Here is a 24,026-nt window from a genome sequence, read left to right on the forward strand (position 1 = left end):
ACGAAAGGTGAATGCCACCTGCCCGGATGCTGTCGGAGACCCGCCGCGAGCGTACTGGTCGGTCTTACTCGCAGCTGGTGTCGGCAGCGTTGGTGACCGTCAGATCCTCGGGCAGCGAGACGGGGGTGTCGTCGTCGCCGTGGATGATCCGCAGCTGGACGGAGGAGCCGCTCGGGGCGGGTGCGTCTACCGCGTTGAAGTCACTGCCCAACACCACCTGCACGACGTCTCCCATGCCGGTCACGCGTTCGATGGTGGGTTCAGCAAACGACGAGGCCACTGTCGCAGCAGCTTTCTCGTTGCCGGGGGAGTAGAACACCGTGGTCCGCGTCAGCGGGCCCGGGTAGTCGTCGGGTGTGGTGATGTTGAAGCCGTGGCTCTGGAGCTCGTCGGCGGCGCTGTTGGCCAGACCGCTCTCGGAGGTGGAGTTCGACACCTGCACGGTGACGGCGGACGGGTCGGTGGTGATGGCGTCGACCGTCTCGCCGTGCTCGGTGGCGGGGTCGCCGTTGGTCGAGTTCGCCAGGTAGTCGGGGCCTTCGACGGGGGTGTTGTCCGCGTTGCGTTCTTCGGGGAGCGGGTCGTCGTTGATGATCGCCGAGAACAGCGCCCGCATGTCGTCGGTACGGGGAACTTCGTTGCCCCACTCGTCGGCATAGCCGACCGTGGGCACCGTCACGAACGTAATACGGCCCGCGGAGACGCCCTGGATCGACTGGCCGAGTTCGACGAGGTCCTTGGTGTCCATGTTGTCGACGTAGCTGTCGTGGATGAACATGTTCACCACGTTGTTGAGTTTCGACAACGAAAAGAAGGTGTCGCTGGAGATCAGCGAACGCAGCAGCGAGGACAGGAACAGTTGCTGGCGTTTGATGCGGCCGTAGTCGCCGTTGACCTCGGTGGTCACGTGCCGCGCCCGGACATAGTTGAGCGCGGTGTGGCCGTCGACGACCTGGCGGCCCGGGTTGGCCAGCACGGTTCCCAGAATGCCGTCCTCGAGCGGCTGGGTGGTGCACACCTCGATGCCGCCCAGCGCGTCCACCATCTTGGAGAAGCCGGCGAAGTCGACAGCCATGAAGCGGTTCACGTGCAGGCCGGAGAGTTTCTGGATCACCTTCACCAAGCATTTCGGACCGCCGACGGCGAACGCCGAATTGAGCTTGTACTCGGTGTAGACCTCGTCCTTGCCGTACATGGGCGACTCTTCGTCCATTATCGGGCCGTACTCCCGGGTCTGCGGGTCCCACGGTTCGCACAGCATCGGTTCGATCTCGAGGTCGCGGGGGAACGACACGGCGACCACCCGCTCGCGGTTGGCCGGGATGTTCACCAGCATGACGGTGTCCGACCGGGCGCCGGCGGCGTCGTCGATGGTTCCCGCACCCATGTCGGCGTTCTCCCCGAGTCGGGTGTCGGTGCCGACGATCAGGAAGTTCTCGTCGCCGAACTGGGCATTGGGGTCGACGATGTCGCGGGATTCGGGGTCCAGCGCCGAAACGCGGTTGAGCAAATTGTTCTTGGACGACTGCCATTGCCAGGCCCCACCGGTGAGGGCCAGCGCGAGTACGGCGATCAGTGCCGCGGCGGCCCGCCCCACCAACGCGGCGCGCGGGTGACGCCGCCGTGCAGGCGCGGCGGTGGACGGGGCGGACGGTGCGGCCGGGTCCCGCAGTTCCGTGAGGTCGGGCAGGTCGACATACGGTGCCGCCGCGACCGGCAGCACCATGGTGTCGAGCTCGTCCTGCAGCGGATAGGGCTCAGGTTCTGGCTCGGGCTCGGGTTCTGGCTCGGGCTCGGGTTCTGGATCGGGCTCGGCGGCTGCGCGGTGACGTGTGCGGGGCTGTAACGGGGGATTGGTGGACGCTGTCTCTCCGGTGATCTTGGCGATCAGCTCGGCGACGGTCAGTGGGGCGGACTTCTCCGGGCTCGCGGCCGGATCGTTTCGGCGGTTCGGCGGCGTGTCGTCTGGCGTCGACGACCCGCGTCCGGTAGTCCAGTGACCGTCGGGCGTGGTGCCTACCCGGTCGTCTCCGGAGGGCGGACGGCCGGGAGTGGCGTGATCACCGTCACTCATGTTCCTACCGGCCTTCCAGCTCCCGTGGGCGTCTGACTGCAAGAGTGCGCGCCGTTGCGCACCGGACACGCGTGGTGCCGCTTGCCTGCCTACTGTCGTTAAGCACTGGTCACAGCCCCGCCGCGGGGACGAGGCACATCAAAGGTCCATCGTACTGAGACATGCTGAGAGAGGGCCAGCCGAAGCCCGGCGTCAGAAGTGTCTCGATAGCGTCTCGGAGCTGCGACGGGTCAGCCCCCCGAGTGCATCACCTCGGCGCCGGCAGGCACGGCGCAGTCGTCGGGATCGTCGAGCCAGCCCTCGGGCAACGACACCGACGCCGGCGACCCCTGGCGGCCGCGCGGCCCGTTCGCCGCGTCGGGGAACGGCACCTCCGGATCGAGTTGGTCGAGCAGCGCGTCCAGCTCGGAGATGGTCTTGACCAGGGCCAGGGATCGCCGCAGGTCCGCCCCTGCGGGGAACCCGTGCATGTACCACGCGACGTGCTTGCGGATGTCCCGCATGCCTTTGTCCTCTCCGAAATGCGCAGCGAGCAACTCGCCGTGTCTGCGAATGATCTGCGCAACCTCGCCGAGGTTCGGCGGGGCGGCGGGCGCAGTCCCGGTGAACGCGGCGGACAACTCGGCGAACAGCCACGGCCGCCCTAGGCAGCCACGGCCGATCACCACGCCGTCGCAACCTGTCGCGGCCATCATGGCCAGCGCGTCACGAGCGTCGAAGATATCACCGTTACCCAGCACCGGAACATTCGTGACGTGGGCCTTCAACGCGGCGATCTGGTCCCAGTCGGCGGAACCGGAATAGCGCTGAGCCGCGGTGCGGGCGTGCAGCGCCACCGCGGCGGCGCCCTCTTCGGCCGCGATGCGGCCGGCATCCAGATGGGTGTGGTGGTCGTCGTCGATGCCGATGCGGAACTTCACGGTCACCGGAATGTCGGTGCCCTCGGTGGCGCGTACCGCGGCGCGGACGATCTCGCCGAACAGACGCCGCTTGTAGGGCAGCGCGGCGCCCCCGCCGCGCCGGGTCACCTTGGGCACCGGGCAGCCGAAGTTCATGTCGATGTGATCGGCCAGGCCTTCGTCGGCGATCATCTTCGCCGCGGCGTAGGTGTTGGCCGGGTCGACGCTGTAGAGCTGGAGCGACCGCGGTGACTCGTCAGGGGCGAACGTTGTCATGTGCATGGTGACCGGGTGCCGCTCGACGAGCGCGCGTGCGGTGACCATCTCGCAGACGTACATGCCGCTGACGGTGCTGGCGCGGCTCAACTCGAGTTCGCGGCACAGGGTGCGGAAGGCGACGTTCGTCACGCCGGCCATCGGGGCCAGCACGACAGGAGACCGCAGCGCGATCGGCCCGATCTCCAAGGGGGATCGGGCCGACAGCGGTGCGTGGGTGGGCGGGGCCGCCGACGTCACTGTCCCGAGGAGGAGCCGACCAGTTGCTCCTTGGCGGCCTTCTTCTCGGCCATCTGAGCGAGCCGCTCCTCGCGACGCTGCTTGGCGATCTCGAACTTGTCGACCGCTTCCTGTAGTTCCTCGACCAGCGCCCCGAGGTCGTCACGCATCCGGGCGCTCTCGCCGTTGAAGTCCTCACGCTCGAAGATGCGCCACTTCTTGAGCACCGGCATCACGATGTCGTCGAGGTGGATGCGCGGGTCGTACACCCCGCCGGAGGCGATCGTCACCGCGCGGCGGCGGAAATCCGGGATGGTGTAGCCGGGCATCTTGAAGTTGCGCAGCACCTTGTGCAGCGACTTCATCGCCTGGTTCGGCGCGATCTCGAAGCCCGCTTCGGAGACGTCGCGGTAGAAGATCATGTGCAGGTTCTCGTCGGCCGAGACGCGCTGCAGCAGCTGATCGGCGATGGGGTCCTCGCACGCCTTACCGGTGTTGCGGTGCGACACGCGGGTGGCGAGCTCCTGGAACGTGACATAGATCACCGAGTCGAACAGGCTCTCGGCGAACAACTCGAGTCCGCCCTGCTGGTTCTGGCCCGGGCTGAACCCGCGGGTCATCTGCTCGACGCGCAGCATCTCCAGCTCGACGGGGTCGACGTTGCGGGTGACGACCAGGTAGTCGCGCAGCGCGATGCCGTGCCGGTTCTCCTCGGCGGTCCATCGGTTGACCCAGAAACCCCACGGCCCGTCCATGCTGAAGTTCATCGCGATCTCGCGGTGATAGGACGGCAGGTTGTCCTCGGTGAGCAGGTTCGTCAGCATCGCGACCCGGGCCACCTCGGAGAGCTTCGACTGCTCGATGTCCCAATCCTGGCCACCGAGAGCGTAGTAGTTCTTGCCGTCCGACCAGGGGATGAAGTCGTGCGGATTCCAGTCCTTCTTCATCCGCATGTGGCGGTCGACCAGGGGCTCGACGACGGGCTCGAGTTCGCGCAAAAGCTGTAGGTCGGTCAGGTCTTTCGACACGACACCTCCCAGTTATCTGTACCTGATGGTTGCAGTCAATATATCTGTGTACGGCGGTGACATTCAAGTCGCCACGCGGCGGCGCGCACCCAGGTCGGGCGGGGTTTCAGCGGCCGGCTGCGCTGAGCAACAGCTCAACGCAGTGGTCGATGAACTGCTCGCGGGTCGCGGGCAACCTGCCGTCGAGGTACGCCGTGAACAATGCAGTGAGTGCCCCGATCAGCCCGGTCGCAACCATGACCTGCGCGGTGGGGTCGGTGATCCGGGTCAGCTTGCGCTGCAGCAGGTCGATGAAGTTGGGCATCCACCGCGCGCCGGAGCGCGCGAGGACCGGCTCGGCTTCGGGTGCCAGCAGCAACACGCGGCCGCGCACCGGGTCGTCCACCATGAGGGCGACGAAGCGTTCGACCGCGCTACGCGGGCTGTCGGACTCCATCAGCGTCGACATGGCTGTCGCGCAGACCTCGTCGTAGGCCGCGGCGACGAATTCGTCGCGATCGGTGAAGCTCTCGTAGAAGTAGCGTTCGGTCAGTCCGGCGGCGCGGCACACCGCGCGAACGGTCAGGCCGGGGCCGCCGGGGCTGCCCAGCAGGGTGATGCCGGCGGAGAGCAGTTCGTCGCGGCGAAGAGCGGGGCGCTCCCGCAGCGGGACGCCCGACCACCTGCCGCGTCGTTGACCGGACGGCACCGCTCTCCTAAGCTCCTCGATGACAACGTATGTAGTCAAAATTTCGTGAGGCGTACGCGTCTCTCCGACCTCTCGAGGGAAGTTCGACCAGTGACTCAAGATACGTCCGCGGCAGGCCCCGAGACCACGGGATCGGCCCATGACCCCGAGCCCCTGGCGACCGGCTGCCCGGTCAGCGGCGGCTACGACGCTCCGCCGCAGCCGTTGGGTCCGGACTCGCTGACGTGGCGGTACTTCGGCCAGTGGACCGGCATGCTGCAAGGGCCGTGGGCGGGGTCGATGCAGAACATGCATCCCCAGCTGGGCGCCGCGGTGCAGCAGCACTCCATCTTCTTCCTGGAGCGGATGCCGCGCCTGTTCCGGTCCGTGTATCCCATCGGCGGCGTCGTCTTCGACGGTCACCGGGCGCCCACCACGGGCGCGCAGGTCCGCGATTACCACATCGGCATCAAGGGCGTCGACGATCAGGGCCGGCGCTACAGCGCGCTCAACCCCGAGGTCTTCTACTGGGCGCACGCGACCTTCTTCAAATCCACGCTGCTGGCGGCGGAATGGCTGGGCGGTGGCCTCACCGAGGAACAGAAGCGCCAACTGTTCGACGAGCACGTGCAGTGGTACCGGATGTACGGCATGAGCATGAGGCCCGTGCCCAAGTCCTGGGAAGACTTCCAGCAGTACTGGGACCACATGTGCCACAACGTGTTGGAGAACAACTGGGCCGCCCGGGCCGTGCTCGACCTGTCGACGATGCCCAAGCATCCGTCGCTGGAATGGATGCCGGACTGGATGTGGCGGCTCAATGTCGCCGCGATGCAACAGTTCTTCAACTTCACCACCGTCGGCCTGTTCGACCCCGCAGTGCGCGAACTGATGGGCTACACCTGGTCGCCGCGGCTGGAGCAACTGCACCGCGCGTTCGGTACCGCGATCTACCGCCTGACCCGGGTGCTGCCCAAGCGCATGCTCATGCACCCGCGTAAACGCTCGGCCTGGGACCGCGCGCACGGCCGACTCCCGGTGGATGCGCCGTTGGTGGAGACGCCGGCCCGGAACCTGCCGCCCGTCGAATACCGCGACGACCCACACTTCTACAGCCCTGAGGTCTGAGCTCCCGCTACAGTGTGCCGATGCGTTGGGCGCGGGGGGCGGGATTCGGTTCTGCGATGGCGGTTCTCGTCGCCGCGACAGCACTGGCCGGTGGCGCCGGTGCAGAGCCGCCCGCGCCACGTCAGCTGATCGTGGTCAGCGCTCCGGCCGCCGACTCGCCGGTCGCCACATTGACGGCCTACCAGCGCGACGGTGCGCACTGGCGAGAGGTGCTGGGGCCCGTCCGTGCCGACCTGGGTGAGCTCGGTGTCGGTGCCCCGCAAGACGATGTGTTCCGCACCCCGGTGGGTACGTTCCCACTCGGGCAGGCCTTCGGTCGCGAACCCAACCCGGGCACGCGGATGCCGTATTTCCAGGCCACCGACGAGGACTGGTGGGACGAGGACGTCGACTCTCCGACCTACAACACCCACGTGCACGCTGCCGAGATCGACTCCGACGACGCCGAGAACCTGTACGACTCCGGCGGCATCTATGACTACGCCGTGCTCATCGACCACAACCCGGAGCGCATTCCGGGCAGGTCGGCGGGCATATTCCTGCACGTGTCCGACGGTGAACCGACCTGGGGATGCGTGGCCATCGGGCGCGAGGAGATGCGCTCGGTGCTGGAATGGCTCGACCCCGCCGCCCAACCCGAGATCACCATCGGGGTGGGCTTGACCGGCCCTACGCCGACGGCCTGAATTCTCCTGCGTCGGTGCTGCGCCGGCTGCGCCGTGTACTCGCAGTTTCCCGCACTGACTGCAGTCTCGACGCGGTGTGGTGAGGTTTGTCGAGCGCGGGGTTTGGCTAGCTTGGAAAGCATGCACGCGCAGCAGGAGGTCCTCGGCGGACGCTACGAGCTGCGCGGCGTGCTCGGCCGCGGCGGCATGGCCGAGGTCCGGGACGCATGGGACCGCCAGCTCGGCCGCCCGGTCGCGGTCAAACTGCTCTACCCGGGCGTGAGCACCCAGCCCGACACCCGGCGCCGGTTCGCCACCGAAGCGCGGGCCGCCGCGGTGGTGAACCATCCGCACGTGGTCGCCGTGCACGACACCGGAGTCCACCAGGGCCGCCACTACATCGTGCTGGAGCGCCTGCCCGGGCAGAGCCTGGCCGACGTCCTGGCGCAGTCCGGGCCGCTCCCTGCCGACCACGTCCGCGCCATCCTGCGCGACGTCCTCTCGGCGTTGCAGGCGGCGCACGCCAGCGGCGTGCTGCACCGCGACATCAAGCCGGCCAACATCCTGTTCACCCCGTTCGGGGCAGTGAAGATCGCCGACTTCGGCGTGGCCAAGAGCGCCGACACCCCGCAGACGCTGACGAACCGGGTCTTCGGGACCATGGCCTATCTGCCTGCCGACCGCATCGCCGGGCGGCCCGCCACCGCCAGTGACGACCTCTATGCCCTCGGTGTGGTCGGCTACGAGGCGCTCACCGCCCGGCGTGCCTATCCGCAGGAGAACCTCGCCGCGTTGGCCGACGCCATCAACGCCGGACGGCTGCCGCCGCTCAGTGCCCTGCGACCGGACATCGACCCCGCTCTGGTGAGCACCATCGAACGGGCGATGGCGCGGGATCCGCGCTGGCGTTTCGCCACCGCGCAGCAGATGCGCGCCAGCCTCGATCCGCCCGTCGCGCGGGTCCAACGCACCGGTGTGGTGTTGGCGGCCGCAGCAGCCGTCCTGGCCGTTCTCATAGTTGTCGCGCTGCTTCTGGCGCTCTGACCAACGGCGCGCCTGACCTGGGGAAATGACGTGAACGACGCACTGTGCCACCCTGGGATGGAGCGATGCTAACCGGCCAATTCCGGTCCGGTAACGATCCGCGCGTCGTATTCAGAAATGCCTCGCGGTGCTGTACATTGCGGGTTTTTTCCGTATCTTGCTAGACGTGGGTCGTCACTCGATAGTCAAAAAGCGACGCAACCCGGCGGTGTATGTGGCCTCGGTGTGCGCGCCGGCCGCCGTCCTCTTGGTCGGCAAGGGAGATCCGGGTCCCGTCGCCGAGATCGCCGCCCAGCCGGTCGCGGAGGCCACCCCGCCGGCCGCCGACACCAACCCCCCGGCCGCCGACCCCAACGCTGCGGCCGCCGAGCCGCCCTGCTGCGTCGAGATCGTGGCCGCGCCTGTCGCGCATCCGCCCGCCCCCGTCACCATCGTCGACGCGGGTGCGCCCGTGGAGGAAGCGGCCCTCGCAGCCTCCCGCTGGCGCGTCGTCAGCCGCACCCTGCCCGCCGGCGTCGCCCCCGAGCGCGGCCTGCAGGTCCGCACGATCCTCACCGCCCGCAGCATCAGTGCGGTGTTCCCCGAGATCAACAACATCGGCGGCGTACGCCAGGACGCGCTGCGCTGGCATCCCGACGGCCTCGCACTCGACGTGATGATCCCCAACCCGGGCTCGCAGACGGGGATCGCGCTGGGCAACCAGATCGTGGCCTACGTGATGAACAACGCCGAGCGCTTCGGCATCCAGGACGCCATCTGGCGCGGCGTGTACTACACCCCCGGCGGCGCGCGCTCCGGTGGATACGGGCACTACGACCACGTCCACGTCACGACCACCGGCGGCGGATACCCCTCCGGTAACGAGGTCTACTACCGCTGACACCGCCGCGACGGCGGTGCCAGCGCTCCTGCTGGTGCCCCCACCAGGGCTCGAACCTGGGACCTGCGGATTAAAAGTCCGTAGCTCTACCAACTGAGCTATAGGGGCGTGGTGTCCTGCAAAAGGATAGCGGTGGGCTGCTCGTTTGAGGATTTGGGGCTCGGTACCCTAAGCTATCGAAGCTCCCAACGGAACGACGTTGCGAGTACCCCGGAGAGATTCGGCTGGCCCCCTTCGTCTAGCGGCCTAGGACGCCGCCCTTTCAAGGCGGTAGCGCGGGTTCGAATCCCGTAGGGGGTACGCGTGGCGACCGTTTCGACGGAAGTCGCACAGTAAGGCCCTGTGGCGCAGTTGGTTAGCGCGCCGCCCTGTCACGGCGGAGGTCGCGGGTTCGAGTCCCGTCAGGGTCGCCATTGCGGCGAGGCACTCGGTAGCGAGTGATCGGTGCCGTCCGGCCAGGTAGCTCAGTTGGTACGAGCGTCCGCCTGAAAAGCGGAAGGTCGCCGGTTCGATCCCGGCCCTGGCCACCTCAGAGGGTGTTTACCCCTCGTCCCCGTTCAAAATCTGACGTTTATTCGCCTCTTTTACCGATGACGCGGTCGAGAGCATCAGCCACTTCCGTATGCACCTGCTTCCGGGCCATGTAGACGTCGGTCGTCATGGACACCCGTGCGTGGCCCATCTGGTCGGCGGCAAAGCGCGACGATAACCCCTGATCGTCGATCAACGTCGCTACCGTCTTCCGAAAGCTATGGCTCGACACTTCAGGTAGTCCGAGATCGTCACGGACCTCACGCCACTGCTTCCCGAAATTGTCGGGATCTCGGAGCGTGCCCGACGACGACGGGAAAATCACACCAGCCGAGTTCGGCCCTTGCCGTCCAGCCTTGCGCCTGTGCAGCATGTCGACGGCGAACTGGGGGAGGGCCATCGACCGGTCCTCGCCCGTCTTCGTCGTGTCCTGACGCTCCAGCCCCCGCCCCTTGAGTCGCACCACCGACCCCGTCACAGTGAGCACCCGATTGTCGAGGTCTACGTCCTCCCATCGCAGCGCGAGCAACTCGCTGCGCCGCAGTCCCGTGCCTGCCAGCATGATCACCGGGTCACGGAGATCCTTCTGCTGACACACCTCGGACTCCGCGATGGCGTGTAGGAGCGTCTCCACCTGGCCGTCGTCGAGGGCCGGTGCACCCTTCACTCGCTTCTTCTCGGCCTTCTTCTTTCGTCTGGCCACAATCTCCCGTACCGGGTTGGTCTGCAGGGCACCGGCCATCACCGCGTCAGTCAGCACCGCATTCAGTGCCACCTTCGTGTGTCGCTGCCGCGTGGCCCCGTGGTCGCGCCGAATGCCGTTCAGGATGTCGGCCAGCAGCCCGGGTTCGGCTTCGCTGACCCGGATGCCGACGAACCGCGACTTGACCGTGTTCAGGGTGGCCTCGTACGTGTCGACCGACTTCGGTGCGAGGTCACCATCCGCTTTGCACCGTTCGATATAGCGGTCCAGGAGTTCACCGACCAGCGTGCTGCCAGTGATCGTCCCCGTGCCTGGAGGCCGCCTCTCCAAAATCGCATTCCACAATGCCTCTTCGGCTGCGGCACCGTACTCGTCCTCAACCCCGGCGGGAGTCATCCGCTCCAGACGGCGCGTCACACCGTCCCGGTCCCTGTACCGGCAACGCGCCACCCACACGCCCGGAGCGGCCTGCACCCGGGTGATCTTGCCGTGCTGCCCAATACGGAGAGGTGGTCTACCGGCCACGGCGCTCGCCCTTCAGCCTGTCCTTAAGGATGTTGTCAATCTCTTGCGCTGCCGCGTTTGTAGCTTCGACCGCGGCCCGAAGCGCCTCAACTTGGCGCTCGTAGTCGTCAATCGCCCGATCAGTGATGCCGGAAAATTCCTGTACTGCCAACAACCTTGGAACGATCTCACCTGGTCGATACTCGATTTGAGCGCCATCGTCAGACCCGTAGAGGAGTTGGAGGGGCGCTACCGATAGCGCCAACGCCAACACCACCAATTCGTGCACGCCTACATGCCGACGACGTCCATTCTCCAAGTCGGTGATTACTGATCGACTCACCCGCCAGCCGGTCAGCTCTTCTGTGCGGTCAGATAACCACTGTGCAGAGCGCGACCCGCGCAATCGAGTGATCTCGCGGGCCACCCTCGACGCCTGCGCCTCTGCCCAATTCTCCGGTTCCCAACCCTGTGGCATAGCACGCAGCTTAGTCCATCCCTTGCGGGAATCTACGCGACCGAGTTAGGCTGCGTGCAGCAACGCAAGAAAGGTTGCGAATTGAGTAAATCAACACAACAGGAGGAGCTGATGGCCCTAGTGCCCTCATCCGAGGACTACTGGCTGACGCGCCCGGAGGTCGGCGAGCGACTTCGGGTGCCAGAGAAAACGCTCGCGCAGTGGGCATCGCAGGGTAAAGGCCCCAAGTACGCCCGGTTTGGTCGGCACTGCCGCTACAGGTTGTCGGACCTAATTGCCTGGGAGAACGAGCAGTTTGGCGGCCACGATGCTGCTTAGGCGACCTCAGGAATGGCACTGCGACCTCGGGCTCAATCCCGCGGCCGATAAGACCCCGGACCTCAGGCCCGGAAAAGACGACGACCCCGAGGCTGCCACCCCGAGGCCGTCAACAACCCATCACTCACCAGAGAACAGGTAACACCATGAAACCACACATCCAGCCTCTCGACGACGCCGTCAACCGGATCGACCTGATCCGCGCAGACATCAACGCAGTCATCCGCGACATGCCCGAGGACGTCCCGATGTTCGCCCTCGTCGACATCGTCAACGCGCTGTGGAATCTGCGCAACGCCTCTGTCCTCATCGACAAGGCCACCGACGCCCTGGAAGCCGACACCAAGGCGGTGCGGTGATGGGGAGCGACTTCCACGCCGTGTGGTGCGACCACCGCGGTACCGGCGAGACCCACGACGACAACTTTCCGTACTGCATGCGGATGATTCACGGCGTCAAGACCATTCCGCTCGACGACGACCGGCACGAACCGAGCATATGGGTCACCGCGACGGCCACCGCTCACCCGAGCGCCATGACGTCAGGTGAACTCGCCCCGGACGGTCAACGGTACGACGGTGTCGAGTTGACCATCGAGAAGCGCATCGGTGAGGAGTGGGTCGAGCAGAACATCCGGCTTCGCTCCGACGCCGCGAGAACCCTCGCCGCCACTCTTGTCCGAGCCGCTGACATCCAACAGGGATTGACGCGGTGACGGCAGCCCACAACGCGGAGACCCGCACCCATTGGGGTGCGGGTTCTCCCGCGTCTCAGGAAGTCAGTTGGTGGGCCACCCACGAATTCATCACCGCCGTCGTATCTCAGGCCAACACCGCATTGCCGTGGGCCGGCACCCCAGCATGGCGCGCCCTCGACGACGCTGACCCCCGAAAGCTGCTGGCGCTGGCCGTCGCGGGCGAGCACCACGTGCTGCAAGTCGAGATCGGGCAACAGGCACGCGCCCAAGCCGCCGAGGACGTGCACGGCGGCGAGAACTGGACCGAGGTAGCCCGCCAGGTCCAGCGGCGCAGAGAAATCGACGAACTCAGGAGGTCCGCGTGAGCCGCCGCCAGGAAAAGTACTGCCTCGGATGTGACGACTTCCACGACCCGGAAGAGTCCTGCGACAGGCACACGGCCGAGAAGCGGGCCGCCGACAGTCCGCCCTCCCTGATGTCCATCACCAAGACTGCGCTGGACATCTACACGACCGTCTATGACGACCTGATCGAACACGTCCCCGGACTCATCACCGAGGGCTTCGGCCTGATCGCAGGGAAGCCGAAGATCGGCAAGTCGTGGTTGACCCTGGACATCGCCCTCGCGTGCTCCGAAGGCGGATTCGTACTCGGGTCAATCCCCGTCGAGCAACGCCCCGTCTTCCTCCTTGCTCTCGAAGACGGCCCCCGCCGCCTGAAAGCGCGAATGACGCAACTCGGCAGGACACCCACGGAGAACCTGCACATCGCAACCCAGGTACAGCCTCTCGTCATCCCCGGAGTGATCGTCGAGTTCCTGACCGAGCATCCCAACGGTCTCGTCATCCTCGACACGTTCGCAGTCGCCCGCCGGGAGCCGGCACGCGGTGAGAATCCATACCTCGCCGACTACAAAGCCGGCCGCGACTTCAAAGCCATCACCGACGCCTTCCCCGGCTCATCTCTGTTGGCCGTGCACCACACCCGCAAGCAAGGTGCCGACGACTGGATGGACACAATCAGCGGTTCCCAGGGCGTGAACGGATCGGCTGACTTCACCCTCGCTCTCACGCGCGATCGTCAGTCGCCCAGCGGCACGCTCAGCGTCACCGGCCGGGACATCGCCGAGGGCGAATACGCCGTCTCGGTCACCGACTGCCGATGGTCACTCGAAGGTGAAGATCTCGCCGCCGCAGCCAATGCTGCCCGCCAGCGTGCCGCCGACGCGCACGAGAAGAAGACCTCTCGACTCGCTGATCGCTCACTGTCCGCGCTGGCGTACGTCCAGTCCAGGAAGGAGACCACCCCCAAGGATCTCGCCGCCTACCTCGACGTCAGTCCGGTCATCGCTGGCAACACCCTCGGGCGCCTTGCCGACAAGGGTCTGATCCTCAAATCCGGTCGCGGCGCCTACGTCCCCATAAATACCACTGATGAAACTGATGAAAGTGATGAAAACACTGGTCAGGGGCAAAAAGCGGACAAATCCCTGAGTGATGAAAGTGATGAAACTGATGAAATCAAAAACCAGCCTTTACCAGCCATTTCATCACATTCATCAGTTTCATCACGACCTACACCCGCCGACATGCCCGCAGGCGGTCGGCCGCCTGTGCTGATCACCAGCAGACGCCGCCAACGCCGCCGACAGCAAACAAGCGAGCGCGCCTCATGAACCGCCGCGTGATTTTCGTCCCCGACGACTACTGGACCACCCCACCCAAGGAGAACATCGACATGACCACCCCAGCCGACGCCAGCGACTACCGACGCGCAGGCGTCTTCCTCAAATGGCGCTGCCACAACAACCGCGACGGCGTCAACGCCGCCCTCCAAGAAGCCCTCGACACCGGGCGAACCGCCCAGTTCATCGCCGCGGTCCTCGCCACCCTCAGCGCGCTCGCCGCCCAACTCCTCACCGAATCAGGGCAACACGCATTCGCCGAAGGCATCGACACCTACACCAACCCCGACTACGACCCCGACAACCTCGTACCCCACGAATGGCGCCGAGCCGCACGCCTCATCTCAGCCCACGCCCGACAAGACACCAACGACATCGCCGCCGTCCTGCAAGAGCAGAACGAACTCACCGCCACCATCCTGGCCCTCATCGACGTCTACATCTCCCTCGTCCCTGGACTGTCCACCGACGTCGGCATGCACATCGTCGACAACGGCATCCGACGCCTCACCGGCATGGAAGCCGAGGGCAACCAATGATCGGCAACACCACCCTCGACGTCATCACCCGCACACCCACAGGCGAGTACGGCCCACTCGGCACACCCGTCATCACCGAGACCACCACCACCGTGGCCGGCTGCTCACTACAAGTCGACACCCCCACCGAAACCCACGGCACCACGAACGTCGTCACCCTCACCGCGACCGCCTACCTGCCAGCCACCACCGCCACCAAGAACATCGGCCCCAACGACGCCATCCGACACGACGGCCGAACCTGGGAAATGCAAGGCCCCGCCATCACCGTCCGCGACCTCACCACCGACCACCACATCCGATGCGAACTGAAATGGCAGGCCAGCTGATGACCCTCACCACCTGCCTCGACTGCGGCCAACCCTGCAACGGCCCACGCTGCACCGAGCACACCACCCACGCCACCGCACGCGGTTACGACGCCAACTGGAAACGACTCTCCAAGCGCGCCAGACGACTCCAACCGTTCTGCCTCGACTGCGGCACCACCGAAGACCTACAGGCCGACCACAGCCCCGAAGCCTGGGCACGCAAAGCCGCCGGCAAGCCGATCAGGCTGCAGGACATCGCCATCCGCTGCGGACCATGCAACCGCGCCGCCGGAGCCGCACGCGGACCCTCAGCCACCAGGGGAGGGACACCGGGGGTACCCCCTCAGCGACCCCGGCCCAGGCAAAGTTTGCGTCTCACACCGCGAGGTGCGGCTTGATGTCAGTGGATTCCTGGCGGCGGTCCGGGTTCTTGCCCGTCGAGGGTCTCCACGTAGACCCACGTGCCAGCTGCGTAATACATCGTCTGGTTCTCAGACTCGTCAAACACCTTGAGAGTGCCGTGATCAAGAAACTCGTAGTAGTCACCGGCATCCCGGTAGAGCTTGGGCTTGTAATCCCCTACGGAGACGGGCTCGTGGGTGCGGACGATGTCCTGAAATTTCACGCGGAACGGCATGATGGGAGTGTCCCATGAAGGCCGGACCAAAAGGCCAGATCAAGGCCGCGCCGCTGGACTTCTCCGGGCTCCCCGAGGATCGAGCGGGTCGCCGCCTGGCGTTCATCGCGGACTATCTGCTGGTGCCGAAGGGTGTGGGTGCTGGCAAGCCGGTACGTCTGCGAGACTTCCAGACCGACATCATCACGGGTGCGTTCGCGCCGGGTATTCGGACGGGTCTGGTGTCGGTGGCCCGCGCTAACGGTAAGACGGGTTTGGCGGCGATGCTGGCGGTCGCGGAGTTGTTCGTCGGTCCACCGTCGGCTGAGGTGTTGGTGGTTGCGTCCGATCAGCGTCAGGCCAATATTACGCTGCGGATGGCGCGGCGGATGATCGAGTTGAACCCGGATCTCGAGGATCGGGCGCAGATCTTCGCGGACCGGATCGTCGTCCCGCACAACGACAGCCTGTTGTTGCCGCTGCCGGCCGAACCGGGTGCCCTGCATGGGCATGATCCGTCGCTGCTGATCGTGGACGAGTTGCATGTCGTCACCGAGGCCACCTGGGAAGCCGTCACGAGCGTGTCGGGGAAGCGTCCGGAGTCGCTGACGTTGGCGATCAGCACGCCCTCGTCGTCGCCGGATTGCATCATGTGGCGCCTCGTGGAGCACGGCCGCATGGGCGATGACCCCGCGTTCTACCTCAAGGAGTTCGGTGCCCCGGAGGGCTGCCGCACCGACGACCGGGAAGCATGGCGTGCCGCCAATCCGGCTCTGGCGTGTGAGGAGCCGTTCCTCGCCGAGGACGGCCTCGAAGCCGCGCGGCGGACGCTGCGTGAGCCGGTGTTCCGGCAGCTCCGGTTGGGCCAGTGGGTGACCGGGGCGGACGCGTGGCTGCCGTGGGGAGCCTGGGACGCCTGCCAGGCCCACAGGCGCACTCAGCCCCGCGAACGTGTCGTCCTGGCCTTCGACGGCTCCGCGTCCGGCGACAGCACGGCCCTGGTCGGCTGCACCCTCGACGGACACCTGTGGGTCGAGGGTCTGTGGGAGAACCCCGGAGATCCGCGCTGGCGTGTGCCGCGTGAGGACGTCGACCGCGCCGTCGATATCGCCTTCACCAAGTACGACGTCGCCGAACTGGCCTGCGACCCGTGGGGATGGCGCTCAGAGATCGAGCTGTGGGCCAAGCGGCACGGCGAACGCCGGGTGCTGGAGTGGAACACCGCCAACGCCGCCCGGATGGCCCCAGCCACCGACCGGCTGTATCAAGCCGTCGTCACGAACACCGTGACTCATGACGGAGATCCGCGCATGGCAGCCCACATTGCGCACTGCGTTGCGAAACGCACCCCGCAGGGCGACCTCGTCTCCAAGGACAAGAAGGGGTCGCCCCGCAAGATCGACGCCGCCGTCGCCGCCATTGTGGCGTTCGACCGTGCCGCCTGGCACACCACCAAATCCCGTAAACGAGTAAGGAGCTTTGCCTCATGACCCAAGACGAACTGCTGATTGAGCTGATGCAGCGACTCGACGAACCCCAGGCCCGTTACGCCGAGCTGAACCGCTACTACACCGGCACACAGCCCCTGGCGTTCCTGTCCCCGGAGGCCAAGACCGCGTTGGGCAACCGGTTCGGCATCATGGCTTCCAACATTCCCCGCCTGGCCGTCACCGCCCTCGCCGAGCGGCTGCGCATCACCGGATTCACCGGAGACGCTGGCCTGTGGGCGGATTGGGTGCGCTGCGACTGCGACCAAACCTCCGGTGTCGCCCACCGGGAAGCGTTGCTGCTGGGCGACTCCTATGTGATCGTGTGGGCCGACCAGTTCGGCCGCCCCAAGGTGACTGTCGAGTCGGCCAGTCAGGTTGCCGCGCAGATGGACCCCGGCACCCGCCAGATCGTGGCCGCGGTGAAGCGGTGGGAAACGAAAACCACCACCGAGGCCGCGCTGTACCTGCCCGACCGGATCGTGCGGCTACGCGCCAACCAGACCGGCGCCACCACCCAAGGATTCAATACCGTCGAGGAGATCGCCAACCCGCTCGGCGTCGTGCCCGTGGTGAACCTGCGCAACACCGACCGCATCGTCACCGACTACGGCTCCTCCGAGATCGACGATCTCAGACCGCTGGTCGACGCCTTGAACAAGTCCCTGGCCGACATGATGGTCACTTCCGAATACGTTGGGCGGCCGCGCCGCTGGGCCACCGGGATCGAGCTGACCGAAGAACCCGTGACCGATGAGGACGGCAACCCGGTCCTCGACGACGACGAGCAGCCGGTGATGCGGGAAGTCAACCCCATCCCCGAGGGGCATCGGGCGATGATCTCGGAGAACAACGAAGCGAAGTTCGGCCAGCTCAACGCCGCCGACCTCACAGGGTATGAAGCCAGCGTGCGGGTGCTGCTCGGTCAGGTCATGGCCGTGTCGACGCTGCCGGCGCACTACGTCGGGGTGTTCTCCGACAACCCCGCCTCAGCCGACGCCCTGCGAGCCGCCGAAGCCTCCCTGACGGCCCGCGCCGAGGCCCGCCAAGCACAGTTCGGGAGGGCTTGGGAACAGGTCGCCCGCCTCATGATCGCGGTACGGGATGGCCGCGACCCCAACCTGATCGACGACATCCGAGTCCAGTGGGCCGACGCCGCCACCCGCTCAGTCGCCCAGGAAGCCGACGCCGTGGTGAAGCTCTACCAAGCGGGATTGCTACCCGCCTCGTACGCGCTGAGCAAGCTCGGCTACAGCGACGACGAGATCACCAAGATCCGGTCCGCAGGCGCGATCTCGGAGGTGGCCTGATGCGGCTCGCCGCCCGAGACCTAGAACCCACCGTCACTATCGCACCGGAGACAGGCCGCCCTGTCCGAATACGCACCGGGGCACTGACCTACATGATGACCGCCGCCGAAGCCATCGAACTGGCCACAGAACTGGCCGACGCCGTAACCCGACTCAGAGCACAGGAGAACACCACCAATGAATGACGGCACCCCCACCGAAGTCACTGACGAAGACATCACCGTGACCGAGACCAGCGATTCAACCGAAACCTCAGAGGTAGCAGATGACACCGACACTGAAGCGGAAACGCCGGCCGAAGAAACCGAAGCCGACACCGAGGAAACCTTCCCTCGCTCCTACGTCGAGAGGCTGAGACGCGAATCCGCCGGCTACCGGGAGCGCGCCACCAAGGGCGACACCTACGCCCAACGCCTGCATACCGAGTTGGTGCGGGCCACCGGCAAGCTCGCCGACCCCACTGATCTCCCGTTCGACGAGGCGCACCTCGACAACCGCGACGCGCTGACTGCCGCGGTCAATGATCTCCTCGACCGCAAGCCGCACCTGGCCAGCCGCCGCCCGACTGGTGACATCGGCCAAGGTGTCGTGTCGGGTCGCGGGTCTAACGTGGACCTCGCCGCAATCCTGCGCGGCAAAGCCGGATGAAAGGGAGGGATACGAAGGTGAAGAGGTACACCATCGGGGCAATGTCGACGAATGCCGATCCGTGGGGGTTCCGCAAGGTTCAGGGGCCCCAGATTGTGATCGAGGCAGACGCTTACAACATCGGAGAGGGCTTTGTGACCTTCTTTCGTGGCGGCGAAGCGTTTCTAAGCATGCCCGTCAGCAAGGTAGGGCTTGTTGCAGAGCTGACCGAGGATAACGAGATTCCGCTCGGCCCACTTGAATAGATACCCCTGTGGGGTATGCTGAAGGGGTCGTGCCCGGTGCGCGGCCCCTTCAACGTCCTGACGACGTGGGTACCTGAAACCCCTTCATCGTTAGGACATTCCCGTGGCTGAAACCACTGCTACCAATCCAGAGCTGCTCGCCGACCAGGTATCACAGCTCCTCGTACAGCCCCTCGAAGCCGCCAGCGTCGTGCTGGCGTCCGGGCCGCGCATCTTCGACACCTCCGGGGTGCTGCGCATCCCCAAGCTCGTCTCCGGCGCCACCGTCGGATTCATCGGCGAAGGCGGACTCATCCCCGACGACGCTGACGTCGACTTCGACGAACTGACCCTGATGCCCACCGAACGCAAGAGCATCAAGACGATCCTGCGCTACACCAACGAACTGGTCCGCCAGTCCGTCATCGGCATCGACGCCACCCTCAAGGCCCGCCTCGTCAAAGACGTCTCCGACGCACTCGACACCGCCCTGCTGAAGGGCACGGGCGCCTCGGACTCGATCACCGGCATCATCGAACAGGCCGACGTCCAGACCGGAACCCTCGACGTCACCGACGCCGACAGCCTCCTCGACGCGATCGGCCTGGCCGTCGCCGCCGAGGTCATGCCGAACCGGTGGTTCGTCAACGGAGCCGACTTCATCGCCCTGCGCAAGCTCAAAGAAGCCACCGACAGCTCGAAGTATCTCCTCGAGGCCGACATGACCGCCGGCCCCACCTACCGGCTGTTCGGTATCCCCGTCACAGTGACGAACAAGCTCCCCGAGGGCACCGCGATCCTGGCGGACATGTCCCAGGTGGCCGTGGCCCGCGACGTCGCCCCCAGCGTCACCGTCCTCACCGAGCGGTACGCCGAGTACGACCAGGTCGGCCTCCGGGTGGTCACCCGATACGACCTCGGGCTGCTGCACCCCGAAGGCGTCATCGTTCTCACCGCTGACGGAAGCTGATGACAGCCCCCGACGCCGGCACGGTCACGTCCCTGAGATCCGGGGACGTGGCCGTGGTGTTGCCCATCGTCACCACCCTGGCGAAGGCATACACCCGCGGCCGCGGCTTCATCGATAACGAACCCAACGACGAGATCGCCGCCGTCATCGCCACCGCAGCCGCGCGGCTGTCGGGTAACGGTGAGCAGTTGGCCCGTAAGAAGGTCGACGACGTCGAGTACGAGTTCACCCTGCGGGGCACGTTCGGCTGGACCCTGGCCGAGCAGGCGGTCCTCAACCGCTACCGCGTGCGGGCGATGTAGACCAGGGCGGTCCGGCGTCAAACCCGGTCCCTTTCGCAACCTCCTTGTACGGGCAAGGTGTCGCCACGACGGCCGTTGAGTGGGCTAGAGCGGCATCCTGCGCCGGACCGCCCATCCCGACGCTTATTCGTCGGATATACCCGAGACACGCCGAGAATCGACCAGAATGGACGGCAGTCAATCAGTAGACGAACATGCTGGTAGTGAGGACTTTTGGCAATGGCTGAAGCGTGTCGAGAATCGCCGACCGAGAAGCGGAAGGTCGCCGGTTCGATCCCGGCCCTGGCCACTCGATGAGTCTGCGGATCGTCTCCACCCTCGCCAGCCTGGCCCTCGGCCTGGCTCTGTTACTTGCCCCGGTCGCAGCAGCGCAGCCGCAGAATCCGTTGCTCCCCCTGGTGGACGCCGCCGCCGAACGCCTGCAGATCGCCGACTCCGTCGCGGCCGCCAAGCTGCACGACGGCGGACTGATCCAGGACCCGGTGCGCGAGCAGCAGGTGCTCGACGCCGTCGCCGAGGAGGCGCGCACGCAGCGGATCGACCCGGCCTACGTCACCACCGCGTTCCGTGACCAGATCGACGCGACCGTCGCTGTGGAGTACGCCCGGCTCGCCGGCTGGAAGCTCGATCCGGCCACGGCTCCCGCCGACGCACCCGATCTGGCAGCCTCGCGTGCCACGATCGACGCGCTGAACCGCGAGATGGTCGCCGAGATGGCCGGGCAGTGGCCCGCCTTGCACGCTCCGTCGTGCCGTGCCGATCTGAGCGCCGCCACCGACGCGGTGGCCCAGGCCCGCGGCCTGGACGATCTCTACCGGCAGGCCCTGGGCTTCGCCACCCGCAGCTACTGCCCGTAGGCGTGGGATCATGGGCGTGCCATGAACGACTTCCGCCAGCGCCTGCTCGATGCTCTGGAGGCGTCCATCGCCGACGACGGCTATGCCAAGACGACCGTCGCCGACATCGTGCGCCGGGCCAGAACCTCGCGCCGCACCTTCTACGAACACTTCGATAGCAAGGAAGCGTGTTTCGTCGCGCTGCTCTCCGAGGCCAACGCCGATCAGATCAACCAGATCTCGCGGGCGGTCGATCCGAGCGCTCCCTGGCAGAAGCAGGTCCGCCAGGCCGTCGAGGCGTGGATCTCGTCCGCCGAGGCGCGTTCGGCGCTGATGCTGAGCTGGATCCGTGACGTGCCGGCGCTGGGTGCGGCAGCACGCGGACTCCAACGCGACGCGATGGACCACTTCATCGACATGGTGGGCGCGCTCGGTGCCACCGACGAGTTCCGCGCCGCCGGCATCGGACCGGTGTCGCGGCGGCGCAGCATCATGCTGCTGGGCGGTTTGCGGGAGTTGACCGCCATCACCGTCGAGGAAGGCGGGCGGATGGGCGACGTCACCGAGGAGGCCGTCGACGCCTCCATCGCGCTGCTGAGTCCGCATCCCCACTGAGGGCGGTACCTTACGCAGCATGGTCCGGCCTGCTCAGACGGCGCGCAGCGAGCGCACGCGTGAGGCGCTGCGACGGGCCGCGGTGGTGCGGTTCCTGGCCCAAGGCGTCGAGGACACCTCTGCCGAGCAGATCGCCGCCGATGCCGGCGTGTCACTGCGCACGTTCTACCGGCACTTCGCGTCCAAGCACGATCTGCTGTTCGCCGACTACGACGCGGGCCTGCACTGGTTCCGGGCCGCGCTGGCGGCGCGGGCACCCGAGGAGTCGATCATCGAATCGGTGCAGTCGGCGATCATGGCGTCGCCCTACGACGGCTGGGCAGTCACCGAGATCGCCGCGATGCGCGCGCGGGAACTCGACGCCGGCCGTATCGTCCGGCACATCCGCCAGGTCGAGGCCGACTTCGCCGAGGCGATCGAAGAGCACCTCGCCGGAGCCGATCCGCCCGCGCCCGGCACCGGGGCGCGCATGCACATCACCGTGACCGCGCGCTGCATCGCCGCGGCGGTGTTCGGGGCGATGGAGGTGTGGATGCTCGGTCAGGATCGTTCGCTGCCCGAACTCGACCGCCTCTGCCGCCACGCGTTGCAACTCCTGCGCACCGGCATCGACGAACACCTCTAGACCCCGCCCGGTCCCACCGAGCAAGTTTCGTCAATATTGACAAAACATCCGTCGCCGTGTCAGCCTCAGGCGATGACGGACTTCGACGCCATCGTCGTGGGTGCCGGGCACAACGGCCTGACCGCCGCGGCGTTGCTGCAGCAGGCCGGGCTGCGCACCCTGTGTCTCGATGCCAAGCTCTACGCCGGCGGAATGGCCTCCACCGTCGAGTTGTTCGAGGGGTTCCGCTTCGAGATCGCCGGCTCGGTGCAGGTGCCCACCTCGGCCGTCGTCAGCGACGCGCTCGGACTGGGGGAGCTGCCCACCGTCGACCTCGAGGTGATGTCGGTGCAGTTGCGGGGAGTCGGCGACGACCCGGTGATCTACTACACCGACCCGATGAAGCTGCTCAACCATCTCAACGAGGTACACGGCGCCGACGCCGTCAACGGCATGGCCGGGCTGATGGCCTGGTGTCAGGCGCCCACGCGGGCGCTGGGCCGCTTCGACGCCGCGCAGCCGCCCAAGTCGCTCGACGAGATGTATGCCTGCGCGACAAACGAATTCGAACGCCAGGCCATCACCGACATGCTGTTCGGCTCGGTCACCGACGTCCTCGACCGGTATCTGCCCGACAAGGAGAAGCACGGCGCGCTGCGCGGCATGCTGGCGTTCCTGGCGGTCAACACCACCTACCGCGGACCGGCCACCCCCGGCAGCGCTGCGGCGCTCGCGTTCGGGCTCGCAGTTCCCGACGAGAACGCGACCCTGATCAAGAAGTTCCACGGCGGCATGGGCGCGGTGACCGACCACCTGCTGCAGATGTTCACCGCGGCCGGCGGCGAGCTGCGCCTGCGCACCAAGGTGGAGGAGATCCTGGTCGCCGACGGCCGAGTCGCCGGGGTGCGCACCGAGGACGGGTCCACGGTGCGCGCTCCCATCGTGGTCTCCACCGTCGCCCCGGACCTCACCGTCAATGGTCTGATCGACGCGAACGCCGTGCCCGGCGATATCCGGGAACGCTTCTCCCACATCGATCATCGCGGTAGCTATCTGCAGATGCACTTCGCCCTCGACGGGCCCCCCACCTTCGCCGAGCCCTACGAGGTGCTCAACGACCCCGACTACCAGTCAGCGATCGGCATCTTCACCACACCCGAGGATCTGCAGAAGCAGTGGGAGGATTCCTCTCGCGGTGTGGTGCCCGCCGATCCGGCGATTGCACTACAGATCCCCTCGGCCAATGACCCCGGCCTCGCACCCGCGGGAAAGCATGCGGTGTCGGCGTTCTCGCTCTGGTTTCCGATCGGGGGAGACCTGAACTACGGCGAGATGAAGTCCGAGATGGGGCGCCGGGTCATCGAGAAGATCACCCGGCTCGCACCGGACTTCGAGAGCCGGATCCTGCGGCACACCACCTTCACGCCCAAACACATGGGAACGATGTTCGGTGCGCCCGGCGGCGACTACTGCCACGGTCTGATCCACCCCGAGCAGATGGGTCCGAACCGGCCCGGGCCGAAGGGTTATGTCGATCAGCCGATACCCACGCAGGGGCTCTATCTGGGCAGCGCGGGGTGCCACGGTGGCCCGGGCATCACGTTCATCCCTGGCTACAACGCCGTCCAACAGGTGCTCGCCGACCGCGGCTGAGCGCCTGGATGAGCCCGCAGCGCCGGGTTGCGGAGATTGTCAGCTATATCGACGACACGAGTCTTCTGTCGACCGGTGAAGAATGCGGCGGTTCTGCGGGTCGGCCACGCTGAGGA

The 24,026-nt window shown here is 66.5% G+C and carries 29 protein-coding genes and 4 tRNA genes; 25 read left to right on the forward strand and 8 right to left on the reverse strand.

Annotation, left to right across the window (positions count from 1 at the left end; all coding sequences use genetic code 11):
- Window positions 1-64 precede the first annotated feature (64 nt).
- The 4 genes from ACEWX3_RS04505 to ACEWX3_RS04520 all read right to left on the reverse strand — a co-directional run bounded on the left by ACEWX3_RS04505 (window position 65) and on the right by ACEWX3_RS04520 (window position 5,184).
- A complete protein-coding gene (locus ACEWX3_RS04505; RefSeq protein ID WP_374158753.1) occupies window positions 65-2,074 on the reverse strand; it encodes an LCP family protein in 2,010 nt (669 codons plus the stop codon).
- A gap of 230 nt (window positions 2,075-2,304) precedes the next feature.
- Window positions 2,305-3,438: a tRNA dihydrouridine synthase DusB gene (gene dusB / locus ACEWX3_RS04510; RefSeq protein ID WP_374159782.1), complete on the reverse strand. Its 1,134-nt coding sequence runs from the start codon at window positions 3,436-3,438 to the stop codon at window positions 2,305-2,307.
- A 47-nt stretch (window positions 3,439-3,485) separates the two neighbouring features.
- Window positions 3,486-4,496: an acyl-ACP desaturase gene (locus ACEWX3_RS04515; protein WP_207064594.1), complete on the reverse strand. Its 1,011-nt coding sequence runs from the start codon at window positions 4,494-4,496 to the stop codon at window positions 3,486-3,488.
- 106 nt (window positions 4,497-4,602) lie between these two features.
- Window positions 4,603-5,184, reverse strand: coding sequence for a TetR/AcrR family transcriptional regulator (locus ACEWX3_RS04520; RefSeq protein ID WP_374158754.1), 582 nt, complete (start codon window positions 5,182-5,184; stop codon window positions 4,603-4,605).
- Between the two features lie 90 nt (window positions 5,185-5,274).
- Here ACEWX3_RS04520 and ACEWX3_RS04525 point away from each other — a divergent pair, with 90 nt between their 5' ends.
- From ACEWX3_RS04525 to ACEWX3_RS04540, 4 genes are all read left to right on the forward strand, one after another.
- Complete coding sequence (locus ACEWX3_RS04525; RefSeq protein WP_374158755.1) at window positions 5,275-6,291, forward strand: oxygenase MpaB family protein; 1,017 nt, start codon at window positions 5,275-5,277, stop codon at window positions 6,289-6,291.
- Window positions 6,292-6,311: 20 nt separating this feature from the next.
- Window positions 6,312-6,977, forward strand: coding sequence for a L,D-transpeptidase family protein (locus tag ACEWX3_RS04530; RefSeq protein ID WP_374158756.1), 666 nt, complete (start codon window positions 6,312-6,314; stop codon window positions 6,975-6,977).
- A gap of 120 nt (window positions 6,978-7,097) precedes the next feature.
- Window positions 7,098-8,000 (forward strand): serine/threonine-protein kinase, encoded by a 903-nt coding sequence (locus tag ACEWX3_RS04535; RefSeq protein ID WP_374158757.1) that lies wholly within the window; start codon window positions 7,098-7,100, stop codon window positions 7,998-8,000.
- A 166-nt stretch (window positions 8,001-8,166) separates the two neighbouring features.
- On the forward strand, window positions 8,167-8,880 hold the full coding sequence (locus ACEWX3_RS04540; protein WP_374158758.1) for a hypothetical protein: 714 nt from the start codon (window positions 8,167-8,169) through the stop codon (window positions 8,878-8,880).
- A 32-nt stretch (window positions 8,881-8,912) separates the two neighbouring features.
- Here ACEWX3_RS04540 and ACEWX3_RS04545 read toward each other — a convergent pair.
- A tRNA-Lys gene (locus tag ACEWX3_RS04545) sits at window positions 8,913-8,988 on the reverse strand.
- A 119-nt stretch (window positions 8,989-9,107) separates the two neighbouring features.
- Here ACEWX3_RS04545 and ACEWX3_RS04550 point away from each other — a divergent pair.
- The 3 genes from ACEWX3_RS04550 (at window position 9,108) to ACEWX3_RS04560 (ending at window position 9,407) form a co-directional block, all read left to right on the forward strand.
- Window positions 9,108-9,180 (forward strand) — tRNA-Glu (locus tag ACEWX3_RS04550).
- A gap of 36 nt (window positions 9,181-9,216) precedes the next feature.
- Window positions 9,217-9,293 (forward strand) — tRNA-Asp (locus ACEWX3_RS04555).
- Window positions 9,294-9,333: 40 nt separating this feature from the next.
- A tRNA-Phe gene (locus ACEWX3_RS04560) sits at window positions 9,334-9,407 on the forward strand.
- A gap of 44 nt (window positions 9,408-9,451) precedes the next feature.
- Here ACEWX3_RS04560 and ACEWX3_RS04565 read toward each other — a convergent pair.
- Together ACEWX3_RS04565 and ACEWX3_RS04570 are read right to left on the reverse strand one after the other, a co-directional pair.
- Window positions 9,452-10,531, reverse strand: a complete 1,080-nt coding sequence (locus ACEWX3_RS04565; RefSeq protein ID WP_374158759.1) for a tyrosine-type recombinase/integrase — start codon at window positions 10,529-10,531, stop codon at window positions 9,452-9,454.
- 97 nt (window positions 10,532-10,628) lie between these two features.
- Window positions 10,629-10,907 carry a hypothetical protein gene (locus ACEWX3_RS04570; RefSeq protein ID WP_374158760.1) on the reverse strand — a complete coding sequence of 93 codons (279 nt, stop codon included), beginning with the start codon at window positions 10,905-10,907 and terminating at the stop codon, window positions 10,629-10,631.
- A 243-nt stretch (window positions 10,908-11,150) separates the two neighbouring features.
- On the opposite strand from ACEWX3_RS04570, the gene ACEWX3_RS04575 reads away from it, so the two are divergent.
- From ACEWX3_RS04575 to ACEWX3_RS04605, 7 genes are all read left to right on the forward strand, one after another.
- On the forward strand, window positions 11,151-11,414 hold the full coding sequence (locus tag ACEWX3_RS04575; RefSeq protein ID WP_374158761.1) for a helix-turn-helix transcriptional regulator: 264 nt from the start codon (window positions 11,151-11,153) through the stop codon (window positions 11,412-11,414).
- Between the two features lie 146 nt (window positions 11,415-11,560).
- The gene (locus ACEWX3_RS04580; RefSeq protein ID WP_374158762.1) at window positions 11,561-11,773 is read left to right on the forward strand and encodes a hypothetical protein; all 213 of its coding nucleotides are present in this window, start codon (window positions 11,561-11,563) and stop codon (window positions 11,771-11,773) included.
- Window positions 11,773-12,129, forward strand: a complete 357-nt coding sequence (locus ACEWX3_RS04585; RefSeq protein WP_374158763.1) for a hypothetical protein — start codon at window positions 11,773-11,775, stop codon at window positions 12,127-12,129. Before ACEWX3_RS04580 ends, ACEWX3_RS04585 begins: the two co-directional genes overlap by 1 nt.
- Window positions 12,126-12,476 (forward strand): DUF2742 domain-containing protein, encoded by a 351-nt coding sequence (locus tag ACEWX3_RS04590; protein WP_374158764.1) that lies wholly within the window; start codon window positions 12,126-12,128, stop codon window positions 12,474-12,476. The genes ACEWX3_RS04585 and ACEWX3_RS04590 overlap by 4 nt, the downstream gene beginning before the upstream one ends.
- Window positions 12,473-13,786 (forward strand): AAA family ATPase, encoded by a 1,314-nt coding sequence (locus ACEWX3_RS04595; RefSeq protein ID WP_374158765.1) that lies wholly within the window; start codon window positions 12,473-12,475, stop codon window positions 13,784-13,786. Before ACEWX3_RS04590 ends, ACEWX3_RS04595 begins: the two co-directional genes overlap by 4 nt.
- On the forward strand, window positions 13,783-14,334 hold the full coding sequence (locus ACEWX3_RS04600; RefSeq protein WP_374158766.1) for a hypothetical protein: 552 nt from the start codon (window positions 13,783-13,785) through the stop codon (window positions 14,332-14,334). The genes ACEWX3_RS04595 and ACEWX3_RS04600 overlap by 4 nt, the downstream gene beginning before the upstream one ends.
- Window positions 14,331-14,663, forward strand: a complete 333-nt coding sequence (locus ACEWX3_RS04605; RefSeq protein ID WP_374158767.1) for a hypothetical protein — start codon at window positions 14,331-14,333, stop codon at window positions 14,661-14,663. Before ACEWX3_RS04600 ends, ACEWX3_RS04605 begins: the two co-directional genes overlap by 4 nt.
- Window positions 14,664-15,045: 382 nt before the next feature.
- Here ACEWX3_RS04605 and ACEWX3_RS04610 read toward each other — a convergent pair whose 3' ends face one another.
- A complete protein-coding gene (locus tag ACEWX3_RS04610) occupies window positions 15,046-15,282 on the reverse strand; it encodes a hypothetical protein (protein WP_374158768.1) in 237 nt (78 codons plus the stop codon).
- 14 nt (window positions 15,283-15,296) lie between these two features.
- On the opposite strand from ACEWX3_RS04610, the gene ACEWX3_RS04615 reads away from it, so the two are divergent.
- The 11 genes from ACEWX3_RS04615 (at window position 15,297) to ACEWX3_RS04665 (ending at window position 23,910) form a co-directional block, all read left to right on the forward strand.
- Window positions 15,297-16,751 carry a terminase large subunit domain-containing protein gene (locus tag ACEWX3_RS04615; RefSeq protein ID WP_374158769.1) on the forward strand — a complete coding sequence of 485 codons (1,455 nt, stop codon included), beginning with the start codon at window positions 15,297-15,299 and terminating at the stop codon, window positions 16,749-16,751.
- A complete protein-coding gene (locus ACEWX3_RS04620; protein WP_374158770.1) occupies window positions 16,748-18,058 on the forward strand; it encodes a phage portal protein in 1,311 nt (436 codons plus the stop codon). Before ACEWX3_RS04615 ends, ACEWX3_RS04620 begins: the two co-directional genes overlap by 4 nt.
- Complete coding sequence (locus tag ACEWX3_RS04625; RefSeq protein WP_374158771.1) at window positions 18,058-18,243, forward strand: hypothetical protein; 186 nt, start codon at window positions 18,058-18,060, stop codon at window positions 18,241-18,243. The genes ACEWX3_RS04620 and ACEWX3_RS04625 overlap by 1 nt, the downstream gene beginning before the upstream one ends.
- Window positions 18,236-18,706, forward strand: a complete 471-nt coding sequence (locus tag ACEWX3_RS04630) for a hypothetical protein (RefSeq protein ID WP_374158772.1) — start codon at window positions 18,236-18,238, stop codon at window positions 18,704-18,706. The genes ACEWX3_RS04625 and ACEWX3_RS04630 overlap by 8 nt, the downstream gene beginning before the upstream one ends.
- A 17-nt stretch (window positions 18,707-18,723) precedes the next feature.
- Entirely contained in the window at window positions 18,724-18,951 is a 228-nt protein-coding gene (locus ACEWX3_RS04635) for a hypothetical protein (RefSeq protein ID WP_374158773.1), read from the forward strand.
- Window positions 18,952-19,054: 103 nt separating this feature from the next.
- Entirely contained in the window at window positions 19,055-19,900 is an 846-nt protein-coding gene (locus tag ACEWX3_RS04640) for a phage major capsid protein (RefSeq protein WP_374158774.1), read from the forward strand.
- Window positions 19,900-20,202, forward strand: a complete 303-nt coding sequence (locus ACEWX3_RS04645) for a hypothetical protein (RefSeq protein WP_374158775.1) — start codon at window positions 19,900-19,902, stop codon at window positions 20,200-20,202. Before ACEWX3_RS04640 ends, ACEWX3_RS04645 begins: the two co-directional genes overlap by 1 nt.
- 293 nt (window positions 20,203-20,495) lie before the next feature.
- The gene (locus ACEWX3_RS04650; RefSeq protein ID WP_374158776.1) at window positions 20,496-21,059 is read left to right on the forward strand and encodes a chorismate mutase; all 564 of its coding nucleotides are present in this window, start codon (window positions 20,496-20,498) and stop codon (window positions 21,057-21,059) included.
- A gap of 21 nt (window positions 21,060-21,080) precedes the next feature.
- Complete coding sequence (locus ACEWX3_RS04655; RefSeq protein ID WP_152518708.1) at window positions 21,081-21,653, forward strand: TetR/AcrR family transcriptional regulator; 573 nt, start codon at window positions 21,081-21,083, stop codon at window positions 21,651-21,653.
- 19 nt (window positions 21,654-21,672) lie between these two features.
- Window positions 21,673-22,278 (forward strand): TetR/AcrR family transcriptional regulator, encoded by a 606-nt coding sequence (locus ACEWX3_RS04660; RefSeq protein WP_207066618.1) that lies wholly within the window; start codon window positions 21,673-21,675, stop codon window positions 22,276-22,278.
- Between the two features lie 72 nt (window positions 22,279-22,350).
- Window positions 22,351-23,910 (forward strand): NAD(P)/FAD-dependent oxidoreductase, encoded by a 1,560-nt coding sequence (locus ACEWX3_RS04665; RefSeq protein WP_207066619.1) that lies wholly within the window; start codon window positions 22,351-22,353, stop codon window positions 23,908-23,910.
- Window positions 23,911-24,026: the final 116 nt, after the last annotated feature.

Source organism: Mycobacterium sp. G7A2 (assembly GCF_041902445.1).
Taxonomy (GTDB): Bacteria; Actinomycetota; Actinomycetes; order Mycobacteriales; family Mycobacteriaceae; genus Mycobacterium.